Here is a 15,857-nt window from a genome sequence, read left to right on the forward strand (position 1 = left end):
ATCAAAAGGCCAGCGAGTATGCTATGCTTAAAGTTACGAATAAACTACATGTGCAGAAGAGGTCTATAGATGAGTGAAATCAAATTTTCGGATTATGAATTGAGCCAAGAAATCGTGCGGGCGCTAGAGAGCCTGTCCTATGAAACGCCAACCGAGGTGCAGCGTGAGGTGATCCCCGTGGCGCTTGCTCAGAAGGATCTGGTGGTTAAATCCCAGACAGGCAGCGGCAAGACGGCAGCCTACGGCATTCCGCTGTGCGAGCTGGTCGATTGGAACGAGAACAAGCCGCAGGTGCTTGTACTGACACCGACAAGAGAGCTTGCGCTTCAAGTCAATGAGGATATTACGAACATCGGGCGCTTCAAGCGGATTAAGTCCATGGCGGTTTACGGCAAAGCCCCTTTCCATATCCAGAAGGCGGAGCTGAAGCAAAGAACGCATATGGTTGTAGGTACGCCTGGGCGCGTGCATGACCATATCGAGCGGGGCACGCTGGCCATTGAGAAGATTAAATATTTGGTCATCGACGAAGCCGATGAAATGCTGAATATGGGCTTTATCGAGCAGGTGCAGGCGATTATTCAACAGCTTCCAACGGAAAGGGTAACGATGCTGTTCTCAGCGACGTTCCCAGAAGATGTGGCCAAGCTGTCGCGCAGATATATGAAGGAGCCTGTAGAGGTAGAAATTAAGGCTTCGGGACTGACTACGGCGACGATCGAGCATGCGGTTATCGAGGTAAAGGAAGCGGACAAGTTCAAGCTGCTGCAGGACGTGATGATTACCGAAAATCCGGATAGCTGCATCATCTTCTGCCGCACGCAGGAGAACGTGGACCACGTATTCAGGCAGATGGCTGACCTCTCGTATCCTTGCGATCGCATACACGGCGGCATGGAGCAAGACGAGCGCTTTGAAGTCATGAATGCTTTCCGAAGGGGACAATTCCGTTATTTGGTTGCGACAGACGTAGCGGCTAGAGGCATCGATATTACGAATATTACCCATGTCATTAACTTCGATATTCCGCTGGAGAAGGAAAGCTACGTTCACCGTACCGGACGGACGGGACGGGCAGGGAAGACGGGCAAAGCCATTACCTTCGTCGCGCCTAAGGATGGAAGGCGACTAGCGGAAATCGAGGAGTATATCGGATTCTCTATTGCGAGAGCCAAGGCCCCTTCCGAAGAGGCGGTTGATCTTCGTCGCGAGGATTTTGAGCAGAAGCTAAATATCGGTCCAGTCCTTAAGAAGGATAAACGCGAGCAGTTGAACAAGCAGATCATGAAGCTGAACTTCAACGGCGGCAAGAAAAAGAAGCTTCGGGCCGTGGACTTTGTCGGCACGATTGCCAAGATCGAAGGCGTCTCGGCCGACGATATCGGGATTATTACCATTCTCGACAATGTTACGGACGTTGAAATATTGAACGGAAAAGGCTCGCTCGTCCTTGAGGTGATGCGTAATACAACGGTTAAAGGCAAGCAGCTGAAGGTTCGCAGAGGGAATAAGTCCTAAGACATAGCGCGGGTTGGAAGGGGGACGATGACGATCGAGAGCCTCGTCTACCAGATCGTGTTACTATCGGTGGCCGCAGCCGTGCTGGCTGCGGTCTTATCTATTGTCTATGTAAGCTGGCGTAACGGCATTTCCCCCATGCCTGCTTCAGAGCCTGTCAGGCGAGCGGTCATTTCGGCGATTCGCAGGCTCCCAGGCGGGAACGGGGGCTTGATGGTAGAGGCAGGCTCGGGCTGGGGAACGCTGGCATTGCAAATCGGAAGAAGCACGAAAGGCTGGCGCATTATAGGGATCGAAAATTCACTTATCCCCATGTGGATATCTTTTTTGGCTGCCAAATGGGATCACAGCCGGAATGTAACGTTCGTTAGAGGCGATTTATACACATATTTGTACCGGGATGTGGATATGGTTGTGTGTTATCTCTTTCCGGGAGCGATGCAGCGGTTAAGCGAGTTATTTCGGGATCAGCTAAAACCTGGCACGCGAGTCATAAGCGTCTGTTTTGCGCTGCCGGGATGGGAGCCAGAGCAGATTATGGTTTGCCGTGACATGTATCGGACTAAGGTTTATCTCTATACGGCCTGAAGACGGAAACGGGAAAGAGGTGGCGTCCTTTCATGCAAATGAGCATTAAGGAACAATTCGGAGATATCGATATTTATTTATTTGACCAGCTGTTGAAGGGCCGGATCACGAAGGAGCAGCGCATCCTCGATGCCGGCTGCGGGTCGGGAAGGAACATCGCCTATTTGCTCCGCGAGGGCTATGAGGTGTATGCTACCGACCGTTCGGAGGCCGCGGTTTCGGAGGTGCAGAAGCTCGGAGCCGCTTTAGTGCCTGATTGGCAGAAGGATCGGGCGCGCGTGGAATCGATTGAGCAGCTGAGCTTTCCCGCTGGGAGCTTTGATTTTGTTATCAGCAGCGCAGTGCTGCATTTTGCGGAGCATGAGGCCCATTTTGAGCAGATGGTTCAAGAGCTTTGGCGTGTACTGAAGCCCGGCGGACGGCTGTTCGCGCGCTTGGCCTCTTCGATTGGAATGGAATCGGCTATGCAGCCGCTTGGCAATGAGCGTTATCTGCTTCCCGACGGCAGCACTCGTTTTCTCGTGAACGAGGAACGTCTGCTGCAAATGACCGAGAAGCTGAACGGCGAGTTATACGAGCCTCTCAAAACCGTTATCGTAGCCGGCAAACGCTGCATGACGACTTGGTGTATACAGAAGCTTGGCTAAGCATGATTTTAACCCGTACGTCGGACACTTTCGCAAAAGTGACCAACGTGCGTTTTTTTTGTTTTCATTTAGAATGAACTATTAAATCGACAAATGATAGGTGTAGAAAATCAGGCTTTCAGCTGCCTCATTATCTGAGCTTCCATTTCAATATGTCTTCGTTTTGACCTCGTTATGACGACTTCCTATTTGATTTAGCAGGAATTTATGGCGTTATTTTTATGAAATTATGTTGTTCGAGATGTTTAGCTGGAATTTGTCCTTCTAAATTACCCAAGGTCGTCTTCTTAGCTCTAAAACGGTCGGATTAACGGTATAATTTCCATCTATTTCTTTTTCCGAGCGAATAATGATAAATTAGCGGGAGAAATTCCAACTATATCACTTGATCTTGAAAAATGAAGCTTTTGCGAAGCGATCAAACGTTGACTACAATTTTGATATTGTTCATGATAAGCTATTGTAGTCAGTCATTTTTCTTATACATTGGAAGGAGGGATACCGGATGAAAAAAAGATCGATCAAATCGCTGTCTTGGGGCATCGGGTATTCCACTGCTGTTTTTTTCTAGAATGAATGTGGACGGGATAGGTCTGTCAACAATTCAGAACATAGAAAAACAGTGAAAATGGATCACCGTAATTTGGCGGTTTATTTTCAATATATAAGGAGACTTTATCCATGATGAATTCAAACCATAACGTTGTACAACGATATAATCCGGAAAATATAGCGAAACCTGTCGGTGGATATAGCCATGTAACTAAGATCAGCAGACATGCGGAGATGTATGTGTTTTCTGGTCAAGTTGGCGTGGACATGAACGAGCATATCCCTTCGGACTTCAATCAGCAGGTGACCAATACGATGGGCAATATTGTTGCGATTCTTGCTTCTCAGAAGCTGACTCCCGATCATGTGGTTAAGGTTAATATCTGGGCAACGGAAGAAATTGATTGGGACCATTTCTATGGCATTTGGAATCAAACCTTCGGCGATACGCCTCCTTCCATGACCATTGCTTATGTTCAAGGATTAGGTTTGCCTGAATTAAAAATTGAACTGGACGTGTGGGCCGCTGGTTAACGCAGTCCGTCATATAGAGAGTGAAGCCACTTAGCAGTGGTGCGAAATGCAAGCTGCGAAGGTGAGAATAGAAAGAGCCGCCCCATTCATGGGGCGGCTCTTTCTATTTGCGGCAGAACACGGGCGAGGTCTGACCAATCCTGCATGTCTATTTCTATTGATCCTGCTTGTTTAGAATTCCTTGCAGGATGACCTCAAGCCCCCAATGAAACCGTTCCTTGCCGCCGGAGGAGGTCATTTCGTCCTTCAGGCCCGCGAGTAGCGGATAACGTGACGCATCAAGCGTCTGGTAAGAAGCGGTAAGCGCGTGGAGCGGCGAGCCCTTCTGATTGCGGGAAGCTTGTTCGAAAGCGACCGAAGCCGGGTAAAGCAGCAGCAGATCGACTCCCCAAGCTGCCGAAGTGGAACGGATGCCTCCTTCATGCAGCCGCTCAAGAATATACTCCGTCAACGCTAACGAATGGGGTCCGACGGGAATGGTCGTAAGCGCAAGCTCAGCGATGCCCGGGGTCTCATACAAAACCATGAGGTACGAGTTTAGCGCATCAAACAGGTTCGTTTTCCAGGAGCCTTCTTGGACATCAGGCAATGCCATCTTGCCAAGCCCGTGATCTAACACATAAGCGCTTAGCTCCTGCAGGTTTGTGACATAGACATAAAGCGAAGAAGGGCCCGTATCTAGTGCTTTGGCGATTTTTCGCATGCTTAGCCCGGATGGGCCTTCACTTTTTAATAACTCCAAGGCGGTCTTTATAATGAGCTCTTTGCTTAGCGGCTCCTTGGCAGGCCGCGAACGACGACTGATAATGGTTCGAGTAGGTTTATCCATAGTTTCCTTATAGCATGCCCGCTTAAATTAGTAAACAATCGGGCGCGCTTTTTAGTGCTGCTCATGAAATTGAGTCATCATCTGGCTAAGCTTCGCTGCGGCATCATCGCCAAAGCAAAGCTTTAGGCTATCATCCGACTCCGCAGCTGATTTAGAGGAATAGCCATACATCTTCTGCTCGTAGTCGGAGATGGCTTTGTTGATATCGTCGTGCTGCACGAGGGACAATGCGAGCTCTGTAGCATCCAGCATCGCTAAGTTCGCACCTTCTCCAGCAAACGGCGACATTACATGGGCAGCATCGCCGATCATCGTGATGCCCGGCTTATGCTCCCACGTCAGACCGACAGGGAGCATATAAATGCGTCTTGGCAGCAGAGGGCCATCGGCATCGCGGATATATTTGGTTAGGGATTCGTCCCAATCGCTATACTGCTGAAGCAGCTGCCGCTTTGCCTCCTCGGGTTGGTCAAAGGGAATGCCGCAAGTATCCAGCCAATCCTGCTCGACTTTAAAGCTCAGATATACCCGGATGGTTCCGTCTCCATTCAACTGGCCGATAATGGCTTTATGGTCGGAGAGTGCGAACATTTTGCCGCGTCCGTTGAAAGCGGCGATTTCAGGATGAATTGCGACAGCATTCCGCAAGCTAATCTCAACCATGCTGAGCCCGGTGTAGGCTGGCACGGCATCCGTAAGAAGCGGGCGAATGCGGGAGAAGGCGCCATCGGCTGCTACGACAAGATGCACAGTGTCCACGTGCCCGTTCTCGAAGCGAAGCTCGTGCATACCATTTTCCAAGGAAATGGCTTGGTCCAGCTTATATCCCCAGCGGATGCAGCCCGGATCGAGAGCATCAAGCAACAGCCGGCGCAGCGTGCCGCGATCGATCTCGGGACGTTGTCCTTCATCGGTGTCATCGGGATCAGCGACTTCATCCCAATAGTTTCTTCCGGTTTTATCGAAAATGCGGAAATCTTCTCCTTCATAGCGGGCAATGGCTTGAAACTGCTCATACAAGCCAGCTTCTTTGAGCGCTCGTTGTCCGGACTCCGCATGCAGATCCAACGAACCGCCCTGCTGCTTGCTCGATGGCGAAGCTTCGCGTTCATAGACGACGGTCGGTATGCCGTGTCTCTGGAGAATGAGGGCAAGAGTCAGCCCGCCAGGACCTCCGCCGACGATGGCTATGCGTTGTTGTTTCTTTGTTACTGCGTTTGTAGTTGTCATGATAGTCAACACCTCGGTATTAGATTTGAAATGAATTGATCTAGTTATACCATAACGAACACCGTTCGTAAAGAACAATGTTCGTTAAAGGTGAGAATGCTTTTTGGATGGATTCCCATCATCTGTGCAAGACACTCAAAGCGCTGCTGATGGATTGGAAGCCGCGATCAAAGCAATAAAAAAACCGAAATGCCTTCGACTGGGCTTTTTCATCCCGATACGATGGGCAATCCGGTAGAAACGAAGTTAGCTTATTCAAACCGCTCCAAAACGATTTTTCCAATCATGCTGCCGGTCTCGATGATTTTGTGGGCTTCTCGCAGGTTAGCGGCATTAATCGGGGACAGCCGCTTTGCAAGGGTGGAACGAAGCGTGCCGTTATCGATTCGCTTGGCAATCTCATTCAGCAACCGATGCTGCTCTTCCATATCTGCCGTTTCGTACATTGCTCTTGTGAACATGAACTCCCAAACGAAAGTGACGCTTTTGTTTTTGAGCAGGGTGAGGTCGATAGGCGAGCTCATCTCGACGATAGAGCAAATTTTTCCTTGTGGTGCAATCGCTGCAGCCATATTGGCCCAATGCTGCTCCGTTTGGTTAAGGCAGAAAATGTAGTTGACCGATGCAAGGCCGATGGCCTGCAGCTGAGGCAAAAAAGACTCATGGTGATTAATCGTATGGGCAGCGCCATGTGCCCGTGCCCAATCTGCGGATTCGGGTCTCGAAGCGGTTCCAACCACAGTTAATCCTGCTTCGCTTGCGAGCTGGGTAGCGATGGAACCAACTCCACCGGCAGCGCCTATAATCAAGATAGACTTGCCTTCATTCTTGCCGCAGTCGTGTGAGATGCCGAGACGGTCAAAGAGCCCTTCCCATGCCGTGATGGCGGTAAGCGGCAAGGCTGCGGCTTGAGCAAAATCAAGGGTTTTCGGTTTGTAGCCGGCAATGCGTTCATCCACGAGGTGAAATTCGCTGTTGCCGCCTGCGCGCGTGATGCTGCCCGCATAGTAAATCTCATCGCCCGGTTTAAAGAGTGAGGCATGTGGGCCGACAGCTTCGACGATACCCGAGACATCCCAGCCGAGCACGCGCGGGGCTGCCTCAATTTTTTCCTTAGGAGCACGGACTTTCACATCTACGGGATTAACTGAAATTGCCTGAACTCTCACTAGCAGGTCGCGGCCCGTAGGAATAGGCTTATCCATTTGGAAATCGATGAGGCTTTCAACGTGTTCGATCGGCAAATAACGGTGCAATCCAATTGCTTTCATTGTGGTCATATGGTTCATTCCTCTCTTTTTGACTAGCCATAGCCCTAGTATAGGTGTTAACCTACAGATACGTAAGTACGCACATTCATGTGATGTAGTATCAAAATGTATACTATGAAAGTGAGGATGAGTTGAGATGAGAGACCGGATAAGCGGGTATGGCGATTGTCCATCCGGTGAAGGCTGCCCCGTAGAATTCACGCTGGACGTGATTGGCGGCAAGTGGAAAGGCGTCATCCTGTATCATCTAATCGATGGAACGAAGCGGTTTAATGAATTTCGTAAAATATGCCCGAACATTACCCAGCGCATGCTGACCCTACAGCTTAGAGAGCTTGAGAACGACGGGATCGTTCATCGCGAGGTTTATCATCAGGTACCGCCGAAGGTGGAGTATTCGCTGACGGAATTCGGGGAAACGCTGAAGCCGATTATATTGCAAATGAAGCAGTGGGGGGAAACCTATAAGGACAGCCTGCTGGTGCTTTCGAAAAACAGGCAGACGAAGTAATTTGTCGGCAGGCTATCCTGCACGTTGGCAGGATAGGGGGTAATAAACTGCTTGAATGAGCAGCTATGTTGCATCGTCGCAGCAGAGCTGCTCTTTTTGGTGTATGGAGCTGCTAAATCATACGTTTATCATGCGATTTTGAAGGATAGGCTGCTCAAGCGCACGGAATAAGGATAAGTTGCTGCACAGATGCAGGATAGCGAGTAGGCAAACGATTACGGACGGGGATCCTATAGATTGGACTAACCGTTAAGAAATGCTAACTATCACCGGGCACCGACCTCTGCAGTTGGTGAACGTAAAGTAGCGCTAACGATTGCTGAGCTCCCATCTCTGCAATTGGTGGACGTTAATTAGCGCTAACTTTTGCCGAGCTCCCACCTTTGTAATTGGTTAATGGCGCCCTCATCAATGGAGCTATCCGCTTGCTTTAGCGCGAGTAAGACCGAGCCGATGACGGGCGGGAATTGCGGCTGTACGATAAGATAGCGTTTGTTGTTCCCTTGGGCAAGCTTTTCCCTTAGTGACTCTAAGTAATAAGCACTGTTTGCTACACTGCCTATGAAGGTGACTGAAACTTCCTCGCTAGCGAAGGAGGCGGCAATAAGCTCAATGCCTATTTTGATTTGGCCAATCGCTCGCTCGCATACACGGATCGCTGCGGAGCTTCCTTGCTCTGCCGCTTTGGTAACCGCGGGGGCGAAGTCGCCAAACTGCTTGTCACGTGCGCGGCGCTCTTCGAGGAATCCTTTTTTTGCTAGCTCGGCAAGCTCGCCTAAGCTTGGAACTCTCCAGTGCGCAAGCATGGAGTCCAGCAATCCCTTGTCCGATTCGTCATAGCTGCCAGCAAGCACTTCGTATACGGCATCGTAAGCGATGGAGCGGGCAGCAGTTACGGCATAATGATGAAAATCATAATTGCGAATGAATTGCCCATCTTCCGTTACGCCTACAATAATCGAGCCAGTTCCAGCTATAACGACGATGCCAGGCTTGCCCATCAGCGCACCTGAATGTGCGGATACAGCGTCGTTGACGTGCAAGACGGGGCAGTTCAGACCCGGCAGCTCTGTTAACGGCGTTATCCACTCTAGATCGGATGGTGCATCATAGCCTGCGATCCCGGCAACCAATGCTTGTATGTCAGCAGTTGTCCGGTCTGCTTGTTGCAGCGCTTCGGCTATGGCTCCTTTTACGTTTTGTGCAGCCTGCTTGTCTTTATAGATGGAGGCTGAGCCTCGCTCCAAGTAAGCCAGAACATGTCCCTGTTTATCGCTAATCATCACACGGGTATGCGTTCCGCCGCCATCGATACCGATAACGACCTGTTTGGTGCTCATAGGATTCCCCCTAGTTATTTCGTTGATTCAGCCCAAGATGAAATGAGCCGCATGATTTATTTTACCGCTATTTTCCATAAAAAAGAAGCTGTTCCTTTTGGAGGATACTGCTTCTTCCGTATGAAGCTGCGGGCTTTCCGGCTTGCTCTTTATCTCTTCACCATCCCCTTTCGCCAGAGCTGTATTTACCTGTAGCCTAGCGATCATTTCTCACGCAACTTCAGCTGCAACCCTTTTTTTGAAAAACGGTATTAACAGGTATTCAGCGATCCTGCGGCAGCTTGCCGCTTTGTTTAAATTGCGTTTAAACAGGGAAGGTAAAGTAAACGGCATAGTGGAGAGAAGAGAGATAGAGGAGTGGGAGCAATGAAAGATAAAAAAAGCAATGTGAAGCGATTTAACGGACTGATCATGGAGACAAATCCTCCAAAGAAGATGTTGACCATAGCCATTGTTCTAAGTTTGATTAGCACGCTCGTTGGATTGACGATACCGTTATTTACGAAAAACATGGTGAACGGCTTCTCGCTCGGTTCGTTAAGCACGGCCCAGATTGTCGGCATGGCGATAGCGTTCATTGCGCAGGTGGTATCGGGCGGGGTCTCGGTGTATTTGCTGCATTACAGCGGAAACAAGATTGTATCGTCTATCCGCGAGAGGCTGTGGAGCAAGCTGCTTCGTTTGCCTGTTCCCTACTATGACAACAAGTCGTCAGGCGATACGATTAGCCGACTGACCAATGATACAGCGCTGCTCAAGGGATTGATTACGGAGCATGTGACCGGCTTCTTCACAGGGATTTTGTCGATTATCGGCGCCCTGTCGATCCTGTTCTACATGAACTGGCAAATGACGCTGATTATGCTGACGGTGTTCCCGGTTGCAGCCTTGATTATGATTCCCATCGGTCGTAAAATGTACAGCATTTCCAAATCCACGCAGGCGGAAAATGCCCAGTTTACCTCGGTTGTGAACCGGGTTGTTTCCGAAATCCGTCTCGTGAAGGCTTCGGGCTCTGAGCCGGTGGAATATGAGCAAGGACGCACAGGCATTCAAAATCTGTTTGGCCTCGGCTTGAAGGAAGCCCGGATGCAGGCGCTTATTTCGCCAATTATCACTTTTATTATTTTGCTGCTGCTCGTTTGCTTGATTGGCTTTGGCGGCGTTCAGGTGTCATCAGGTGCCATGACCGCGGGAGAACTGGTTGCATTTATCATGTACCTGTTCCAAATCATGCTTCCCATTACGCAAATTTCGCAGTTTTTCACGCAGTTTCAGAAGGCGATGGGGGCGACGGACAGCATTATTGGTATTATAGAGTCAGAAGAGGAAGATCAGGAAAGCGGCAAAGCCGTTACGAAAATGAATCAAACGCTGCAAGTAGACCACGTATCCTTTGCCTACAAGCCGGAGGAGCCGATTCTTCGGGATGTAAGCTTGACGATTGAAGCAGGCAAGGTAACGGCGCTGGTCGGCCCGAGCGGCAGCGGCAAGACGACGCTATTCTCGCTGCTGGAGCGTTTCTATGATCCGACCTCCGGCGCGATCCGGTTAGGCGGAACGGATATCCGCGATGCCTCGCTTCGCTCGTGGCGCAGCCAGATCGGCTACGTTTCGCAGGAAAGCCCGATCATCGCAGGATCGATCCGAGATAATTTATGTTACGGCTTGACGCGCGAGGTCACCGATCAGGAAATCGAACAGGCGGCGCGAAGGGCGTATGCGGATGGTTTCATTGAAGCCTTGCCAGACAGCTACGATACGGAGGTTGGCGAGCGCGGCATCAAGCTCTCCGGCGGACAGCGGCAGCGGATTGCGATTGCGAGGGCGCTCCTGCGTGACCCTCATATACTGATGCTGGATGAAGCAACCTCCAATCTGGACAGCAAGTCGGAGGAGGTCGTGCAGGATGCGCTCAAAAATCTGATGATCGGGCGAACGACGGTGGTCATCGCGCATCGGTTATCCACGGTCGTCGACGCGGATTCGATTGTCTTTTTGGAGAAAGGGATCATTACGGGCGTTGGAACGCATGAAGAGCTGTATGCCAGCCACGCGATGTATCGCGAGTTCGCCAATGGCCAGCTAAGAATGAATAAAACGGCCTCCTAGGCAGAGAAGAGGGTGCAATGATGGGCTATGTGCTTGTTGTGGACGATGATCCGCATATCCGGGAGCTTGTTCGCGTTATTTTGCAGAAAGAAGGCTTGAACGTGCAGGAAGCTGCGGATGGGCAATCAGCGCTTGCGCAAATGGAGGCTTTGCCGGCAGACATGGTCATCCTTGACATTATGATGCCGAATATGGACGGCTGGGAGCTCTGCAGGCAGCTGCGGCAGCACTATGATATTCCTCTGCTCATGCTGACAGCCAAAGGGGAAATGGGAGATAAGGTCAAAGGGTTTAATCTGGGTACGGATGATTACTTGGTGAAGCCGTTTGACCCCGCTGAGCTTGCTGTTAGAGTCAAGGCGCTAATGAAGCGCTACCGAATTGCCGTTTCTCAGCAGGTGTCCGTTGCCGAGCTGATGCTGGATCGCCAGACGTTTGAAGTGAAAGTACACGCGGACTATTGTACGCTCCCGCCGAAGGAGTTCGAGCTGCTGTTCATGCTGGTTAGCCATCTCGGCCGCACCTTGACGCGCAATCAGCTGATTGAAGCGATATGGGGGTATGATTTTGATGGCAACGAGCGAACGCTTGACGTACACATTAATCGATTGAGAGAACGATTTGTTGCATGGAACGTATCGATTAAGATCAGTACCATTCGCGGCCTTGGCTATCGGCTGGAGGCATTGAAATGAATTCACAATATAATAAGTGGCAGATTGCGGTGCGGATTTCGGGCGCGACGGCGATGGTGTTCGCTTTCAGCGGCGGCGCCTTTTCACTAGCCTACTGGCTGACCCATTGGTTCTATTCCCATCATGAAGTGCGCATGCCGGAGTATCTGCTTCAGCTTGTGAATTGGGGCTTGGGCGTTTTCATCATGATATTAATATTTGCAGTCGTGAACGTGTTGGTTCGGCCGAAGCAAAGAGCGGTATGGAAGGAAATGATGGACGCGCTGAAGCGAATGGCTAAAGGCGACTTTAATGTCATTGTTGACCAAGATAAAAAATATCACGGGCAAATGGGCGATTTTATTCAGTCTATAAACGATATGGCCCATGAACTGAAGCAGGTGGAGCTGCTGCGGCAGGAGTTTATTTCCAATGTATCGCATGAAATTCAGTCGCCGCTAACCTCGATTCGCGGCTTTGCAAGCACGCTGCAGCGCGAGGATCTGAGCCCAGAGGAGCAAAAGCATTATTTGTCGATTATCGAACAGGAAACGACGCGCCTGTCGAGCATAAGCGACAATTTGCTGAAGCTGACTACGCTCGAAGCCGAGCAGCAGCAGCTGGATAAGAAGCGCTACCGATTGGACACCCAATTGGAAAATGTCGTGCTTGCTTGCGAGCCGCAGTGGCTGGGGAAAGAGCTGGAGCTGGAACTTGCGCTTCAAGAAACGGAAATCGTAGCAAACGAAGAGATGCTGAGCCAGGTATGGGTCAACTTGGTGCATAATGCAATCAAGTTTACGCCGGCACTAGGGAGCGTTAAGATTGGGCTGCACAGCAGGGAAAACCAAATCGAAGTATACATTACGGATACGGGTATCGGAATTACGCCGGAGGATCAACTGCGCATATTTGAGCGTTTTTATAAAGGCGACAAGCAGCGGACAAGAACAGCCGATGGAAGCGGGCTTGGGCTGTCGATCGTGAAAAAGATCGTAGAGCTGCATCATGGCGACATTCGAGTAAGCAGCCGGCTGCATGAAGGCTCGACATTTAAAGTTACGCTGCCTTTCGAATAACGGTTGGTTCCATTTTATGAAGGCCAATAAAAGCCTATGTATCGTTCCCACAATTTACATCTCGCGGCTTTGTTTCAAAGCCGGTATATACGGTTAATCTTAGCTATATCGTAATACAGAGAGGGGAAGATAAATATGGGTCTATTGTGGACATTAATTGTAGGCGGAATCATTGGTTGGTTAGGTGGCTTGATCGCAGGGCGTGACATTCCGGGAGGCATTATCGGCAATATTATCGCTGGCTTTATCGGAGCTTGGCTAGGTACGCTCATTCTAGGATCGTGGGGTCCTTCGCTTGGCGGGTTTGCGCTCATCCCGGCGATTATCGGAGCCATTGTAGTCGTTCTGATTTTGAGTGCCATTATGCGTGGCGCAAGAAGAGCGTAAGACGATCTTTGCGAAAACTTGATAAAACCGTTGTTGAAGTATAACGTATACTTCAATAGCGGTTTTTTTTGCATAAAAATTGTGAAATTGAAAGAGGTTAGAACATGTGGATACTGCTTGGCATCATTGTTGTACTGGTCGTCATGGTTTATGTGCTGCTGAACTACTACCCTGCTTTCGGGGCTAGGCAATCGAAGGCGAGGAAGGCTCAGCTAAGCCGGTCTGCGCAGTATGGCGCAAAAAAGTTTAGAAACGCTACACCAGCACCGATCGACAACACCAACATGGGCGGGAAAATAAAGCTGCTGGTGGAATTTGCAAAAGGCAATCCAAAGGGTAGGCCTGCCATTCCCGTGGCTGTCGAACCGTTTCGCGGGAGCAATGGGGAAGTAGGAGCTGAGCAGAGCGGCAAAGCAGCCATCACATGGTTCGGCCATTCGGCGGCTATGCTTCAATTAGATGGGAAGACGCTGCTGCTTGACCCGATGTTCGGCCGCGCGCCATCGCCGTTCCCTTTCATTGGAGGCAAACGCTTCAGCAGCAAGCTGCCGTTTGAGATTGAGCAGCTGCCGCTAATTGATGCTGTTATTATCTCTCATGATCATTATGACCATCTCGATTACGGATCGATCGTGAAGCTTAAGGGTAAGGTGAAGCGATTCATTGTACCGCTTGGCGTGGCTCCGCACTTGGTGAGATGGGGAGTGAGCGCGGCTATTATTGAAGAGCATGACTGGTGGGATGAGTTTGAATATGCTGGCTTGCGGCTGGCTTGTACGCCTGCTAGGCATTTTTCCGGCAGAAGCTTGTCCGATCGAGATGCGACGTTATGGTGCTCATGGGTCATTGAGGGACGCAAATCCAAAATCTTTTTTAGCGGCGACAGCGGATATGGCCCCCACTTTAAGGAAATCGGCGATAAGTATGGCCCGTTTGACCTCACTTTAATGGAATGCGGCCAATACGATGAGCGCTGGGCTGCTATTCATATGATGCCGGAAGAAACGGTTCAGGCTCATCTGGACGTGCAAGGCAAAGTGATGATTCCCATCCATTGGGGCGCGTTTACACTGGCGCTGCATGATTGGACCGATCCCGTTGAGCGGGCAGTTAAAGCAGCTATGGATCGCCAAGCGCGGATAGCTACTCCGAAAATAGGCGAGACCGTCTTCGTTCCGTCGGCAGCTTATCCCTCCTTGCCTTGGTGGCGATAAGCGAAGATGGTATGGCAATAGCTGAATGAAAAGGCAGGATAATGGAAGCAGTACGTGCGTCCATATGCTAACAGCATTTAGGTCGTTCGAGTTAGTTGTCGTTAAGCGCCAATGTGTGCTTAACGACTGATACTAGCGTATGAGGGAGACCAAATGGTTACAATAAGCTCATGAGTGCGGACTGCAGTTTTTCAAGCTTCATGGGTGAAATCAAATTAGTTTGGTAAAAGGTGTTGACAGGAGCTTCGAAATATATTATCTTTAATTCAAGATAATTAACTTAAAGATAAATGCAGCGCAGAAGGGAGTGATCATCATGTCCAAGGAAAATCAGAAACCAAATGATTCATTAGATCTCTTCATCGCGCTGTCTAGAGCGACTCAATGGGTGAATGCCCATGCGGATCGCGATATTCGCAAGAATGGATTGAACCGGACGGAGTTTGGGGTTCTTGAACTGCTTTACCATAGAGGACCGCAGCCCCTGCAGCAAATTGGCGAGAAGGTGCTCATGAGCAGCGGCAACATCACTTATGTAGTAGATAAGCTGGAGAAGAAGGAAATGGTACGCAGACGCGCTTCGACCGAGGATAGACGCCTCATCTATGCCGAGATTACGGAGCATGGCACACAATTTATAGAAGAAGTTTTCCCGGCCCATCAGGTCGTCATTGAACAGGCGGTAGATGGACTTACGGCAGAAGAGAAGATGCAGGCGAGCCAGCTGTTGAAGAAGCTCGGCAAGTTTGCACAGGAGCATTACAAGTAGCTGAGCCTGTGGATTTGCTGCAAATCTAACAACTATTTGATACGCATGGCAAAATAGGGTTTTCTAACGGCTGCTTCTCCCGCTTAGCCTTACTGGTTTAACTTGTAGCCGGAGTGTATAGTCAGCCGATTATGCTTGTCACATATCTTAAATTAAAGATTCTTTAAACAATAATAAAAACCAAATGGAGGAATTTAAAATGAGTATCGCATTGGGATTGTTGATTGTACGTCTGGTTGTCGGTTTATTGTTCGTAGGGCATGGCGCTCAGAAGCTGTTCGGCTGGTTCGGAGGTTACGGACCTAAAGGAACGGGCGGCTGGCTCGAATCGATTGGCGTTAAGCCAGGGGTTGCGATGGCAGTGGTTGCCGGGCTGATGGAGCTTGTAGGCGGTTTATTATTTGCAGCCGGATTGCTTACTCCGCTAGCTGCCGTTATCATCGTGCTAACGATGCTTGTAGCTATCGTAAAGGTTCATGGGCCTAACGGTTTGTGGGTGACTGCAAACGGTTATGAATATAATCTGGTTCTTGTAGCCATTGCTATAGGTATTGCTTTAATCGGAGCGGGCGATTATTCGCTGGATGCGCTCATTCGTTAAG

16 protein-coding genes are annotated in these 15,857 nt (G+C 50.0%); 12 read left to right on the top strand and 4 right to left on the bottom strand.

From position 1 onward, the window contains the following. The first annotated feature begins 69 nt into the window (after positions 1-69). The 4 genes from FJQ58_RS20605 (at position 70) to FJQ58_RS20620 (ending at position 3,839) form a co-directional block, all read left to right on the top strand. Positions 70-1,518 carry a DEAD/DEAH box helicase gene (locus tag FJQ58_RS20605; RefSeq protein ID WP_139996679.1) on the top strand — a complete coding sequence of 483 codons (1,449 nt, stop codon included), beginning with the start codon at positions 70-72 and terminating at the stop codon, positions 1,516-1,518. A gap of 27 nt (positions 1,519-1,545) precedes the next feature. Beyond that, a complete protein-coding gene (locus FJQ58_RS20610) occupies positions 1,546-2,106 on the top strand; it encodes a class I SAM-dependent methyltransferase (RefSeq protein ID WP_139996681.1) in 561 nt (186 codons plus the stop codon). A gap of 32 nt (positions 2,107-2,138) precedes the next feature. Next, on the top strand, positions 2,139-2,753 hold the full coding sequence (locus FJQ58_RS20615) for a class I SAM-dependent methyltransferase (protein WP_238404212.1): 615 nt from the start codon (positions 2,139-2,141) through the stop codon (positions 2,751-2,753). Positions 2,754-3,434: 681 nt separating this feature from the next. After that, a complete protein-coding gene (locus FJQ58_RS20620) occupies positions 3,435-3,839 on the top strand; it encodes a RidA family protein (protein ID WP_202915301.1) in 405 nt (134 codons plus the stop codon). A 154-nt stretch (positions 3,840-3,993) separates the two neighbouring features. On the opposite strand, the gene FJQ58_RS20625 is transcribed toward FJQ58_RS20620, so the two are convergent. The 3 genes from FJQ58_RS20625 to FJQ58_RS20635 all read right to left on the bottom strand — a co-directional run bounded on the left by FJQ58_RS20625 (position 3,994) and on the right by FJQ58_RS20635 (position 7,178). Next, a complete protein-coding gene (locus tag FJQ58_RS20625) occupies positions 3,994-4,668 on the bottom strand; it encodes a TetR/AcrR family transcriptional regulator (protein ID WP_139996682.1) in 675 nt (224 codons plus the stop codon). A 51-nt stretch (positions 4,669-4,719) separates the two neighbouring features. Then, the gene (locus FJQ58_RS20630; protein ID WP_139996683.1) at positions 4,720-5,898 is read right to left on the bottom strand and encodes an FAD-dependent oxidoreductase; all 1,179 of its coding nucleotides are present in this window, start codon (positions 5,896-5,898) and stop codon (positions 4,720-4,722) included. A 251-nt stretch (positions 5,899-6,149) separates the two neighbouring features. Next, positions 6,150-7,178 carry a zinc-binding alcohol dehydrogenase family protein gene (locus FJQ58_RS20635; protein ID WP_139996685.1) on the bottom strand — a complete coding sequence of 343 codons (1,029 nt, stop codon included), beginning with the start codon at positions 7,176-7,178 and terminating at the stop codon, positions 6,150-6,152. 127 nt (positions 7,179-7,305) lie between these two features. On the opposite strand from FJQ58_RS20635, the gene FJQ58_RS20640 reads away from it, so the two are divergent. Beyond that, positions 7,306-7,680 carry a winged helix-turn-helix transcriptional regulator gene (locus FJQ58_RS20640; RefSeq protein ID WP_139996686.1) on the top strand — a complete coding sequence of 125 codons (375 nt, stop codon included), beginning with the start codon at positions 7,306-7,308 and terminating at the stop codon, positions 7,678-7,680. A 359-nt stretch (positions 7,681-8,039) separates the two neighbouring features. Here the strand turns inward: FJQ58_RS20640 and FJQ58_RS20645 are convergent, their stop codons facing one another. Then, entirely contained in the window at positions 8,040-9,020 is a 981-nt protein-coding gene (locus tag FJQ58_RS20645) for an N-acetylglucosamine kinase (RefSeq protein WP_139996687.1), read from the bottom strand. Positions 9,021-9,386: 366 nt separating this feature from the next. On the opposite strand from FJQ58_RS20645, the gene FJQ58_RS20650 reads away from it, so the two are divergent. The 7 genes from FJQ58_RS20650 to FJQ58_RS20680 all read left to right on the top strand — a co-directional run bounded on the left by FJQ58_RS20650 (position 9,387) and on the right by FJQ58_RS20680 (position 15,856). Next, positions 9,387-11,132, top strand: a complete 1,746-nt coding sequence (locus FJQ58_RS20650; protein ID WP_139996689.1) for an ABC transporter ATP-binding protein — start codon at positions 9,387-9,389, stop codon at positions 11,130-11,132. A 20-nt stretch (positions 11,133-11,152) separates the two neighbouring features. Beyond that, positions 11,153-11,827: a response regulator transcription factor gene (locus tag FJQ58_RS20655; protein WP_139996691.1), complete on the top strand. Its 675-nt coding sequence runs from the start codon at positions 11,153-11,155 to the stop codon at positions 11,825-11,827. Next, the gene (locus FJQ58_RS20660) at positions 11,824-12,885 is read left to right on the top strand and encodes a HAMP domain-containing sensor histidine kinase (protein ID WP_139996693.1); all 1,062 of its coding nucleotides are present in this window, start codon (positions 11,824-11,826) and stop codon (positions 12,883-12,885) included. The genes FJQ58_RS20655 and FJQ58_RS20660 overlap by 4 nt, the downstream gene beginning before the upstream one ends. A gap of 135 nt (positions 12,886-13,020) precedes the next feature. Beyond that, positions 13,021-13,272 (top strand): GlsB/YeaQ/YmgE family stress response membrane protein, encoded by a 252-nt coding sequence (locus tag FJQ58_RS20665; RefSeq protein WP_139996694.1) that lies wholly within the window; start codon positions 13,021-13,023, stop codon positions 13,270-13,272. Positions 13,273-13,376: 104 nt separating this feature from the next. Further along, positions 13,377-14,486: an MBL fold metallo-hydrolase gene (locus tag FJQ58_RS20670; protein ID WP_139996709.1), complete on the top strand. Its 1,110-nt coding sequence runs from the start codon at positions 13,377-13,379 to the stop codon at positions 14,484-14,486. A gap of 316 nt (positions 14,487-14,802) precedes the next feature. After that, a complete protein-coding gene (locus FJQ58_RS20675) occupies positions 14,803-15,255 on the top strand; it encodes a MarR family winged helix-turn-helix transcriptional regulator (protein WP_139996710.1) in 453 nt (150 codons plus the stop codon). 199 nt (positions 15,256-15,454) lie between these two features. Continuing rightward, complete coding sequence (locus FJQ58_RS20680) at positions 15,455-15,856, top strand: DoxX family protein (RefSeq protein WP_139996711.1); 402 nt, start codon at positions 15,455-15,457, stop codon at positions 15,854-15,856. The last annotated feature ends 1 nt before the right edge of the window (position 15,857 follow it).

Origin of the sequence: Paenibacillus paridis (assembly GCF_006345825.1) — a bacterium.
In the GTDB taxonomy this organism is placed as follows: domain Bacteria; phylum Bacillota; class Bacilli; order Paenibacillales; family Paenibacillaceae; genus Pristimantibacillus; species Pristimantibacillus paridis.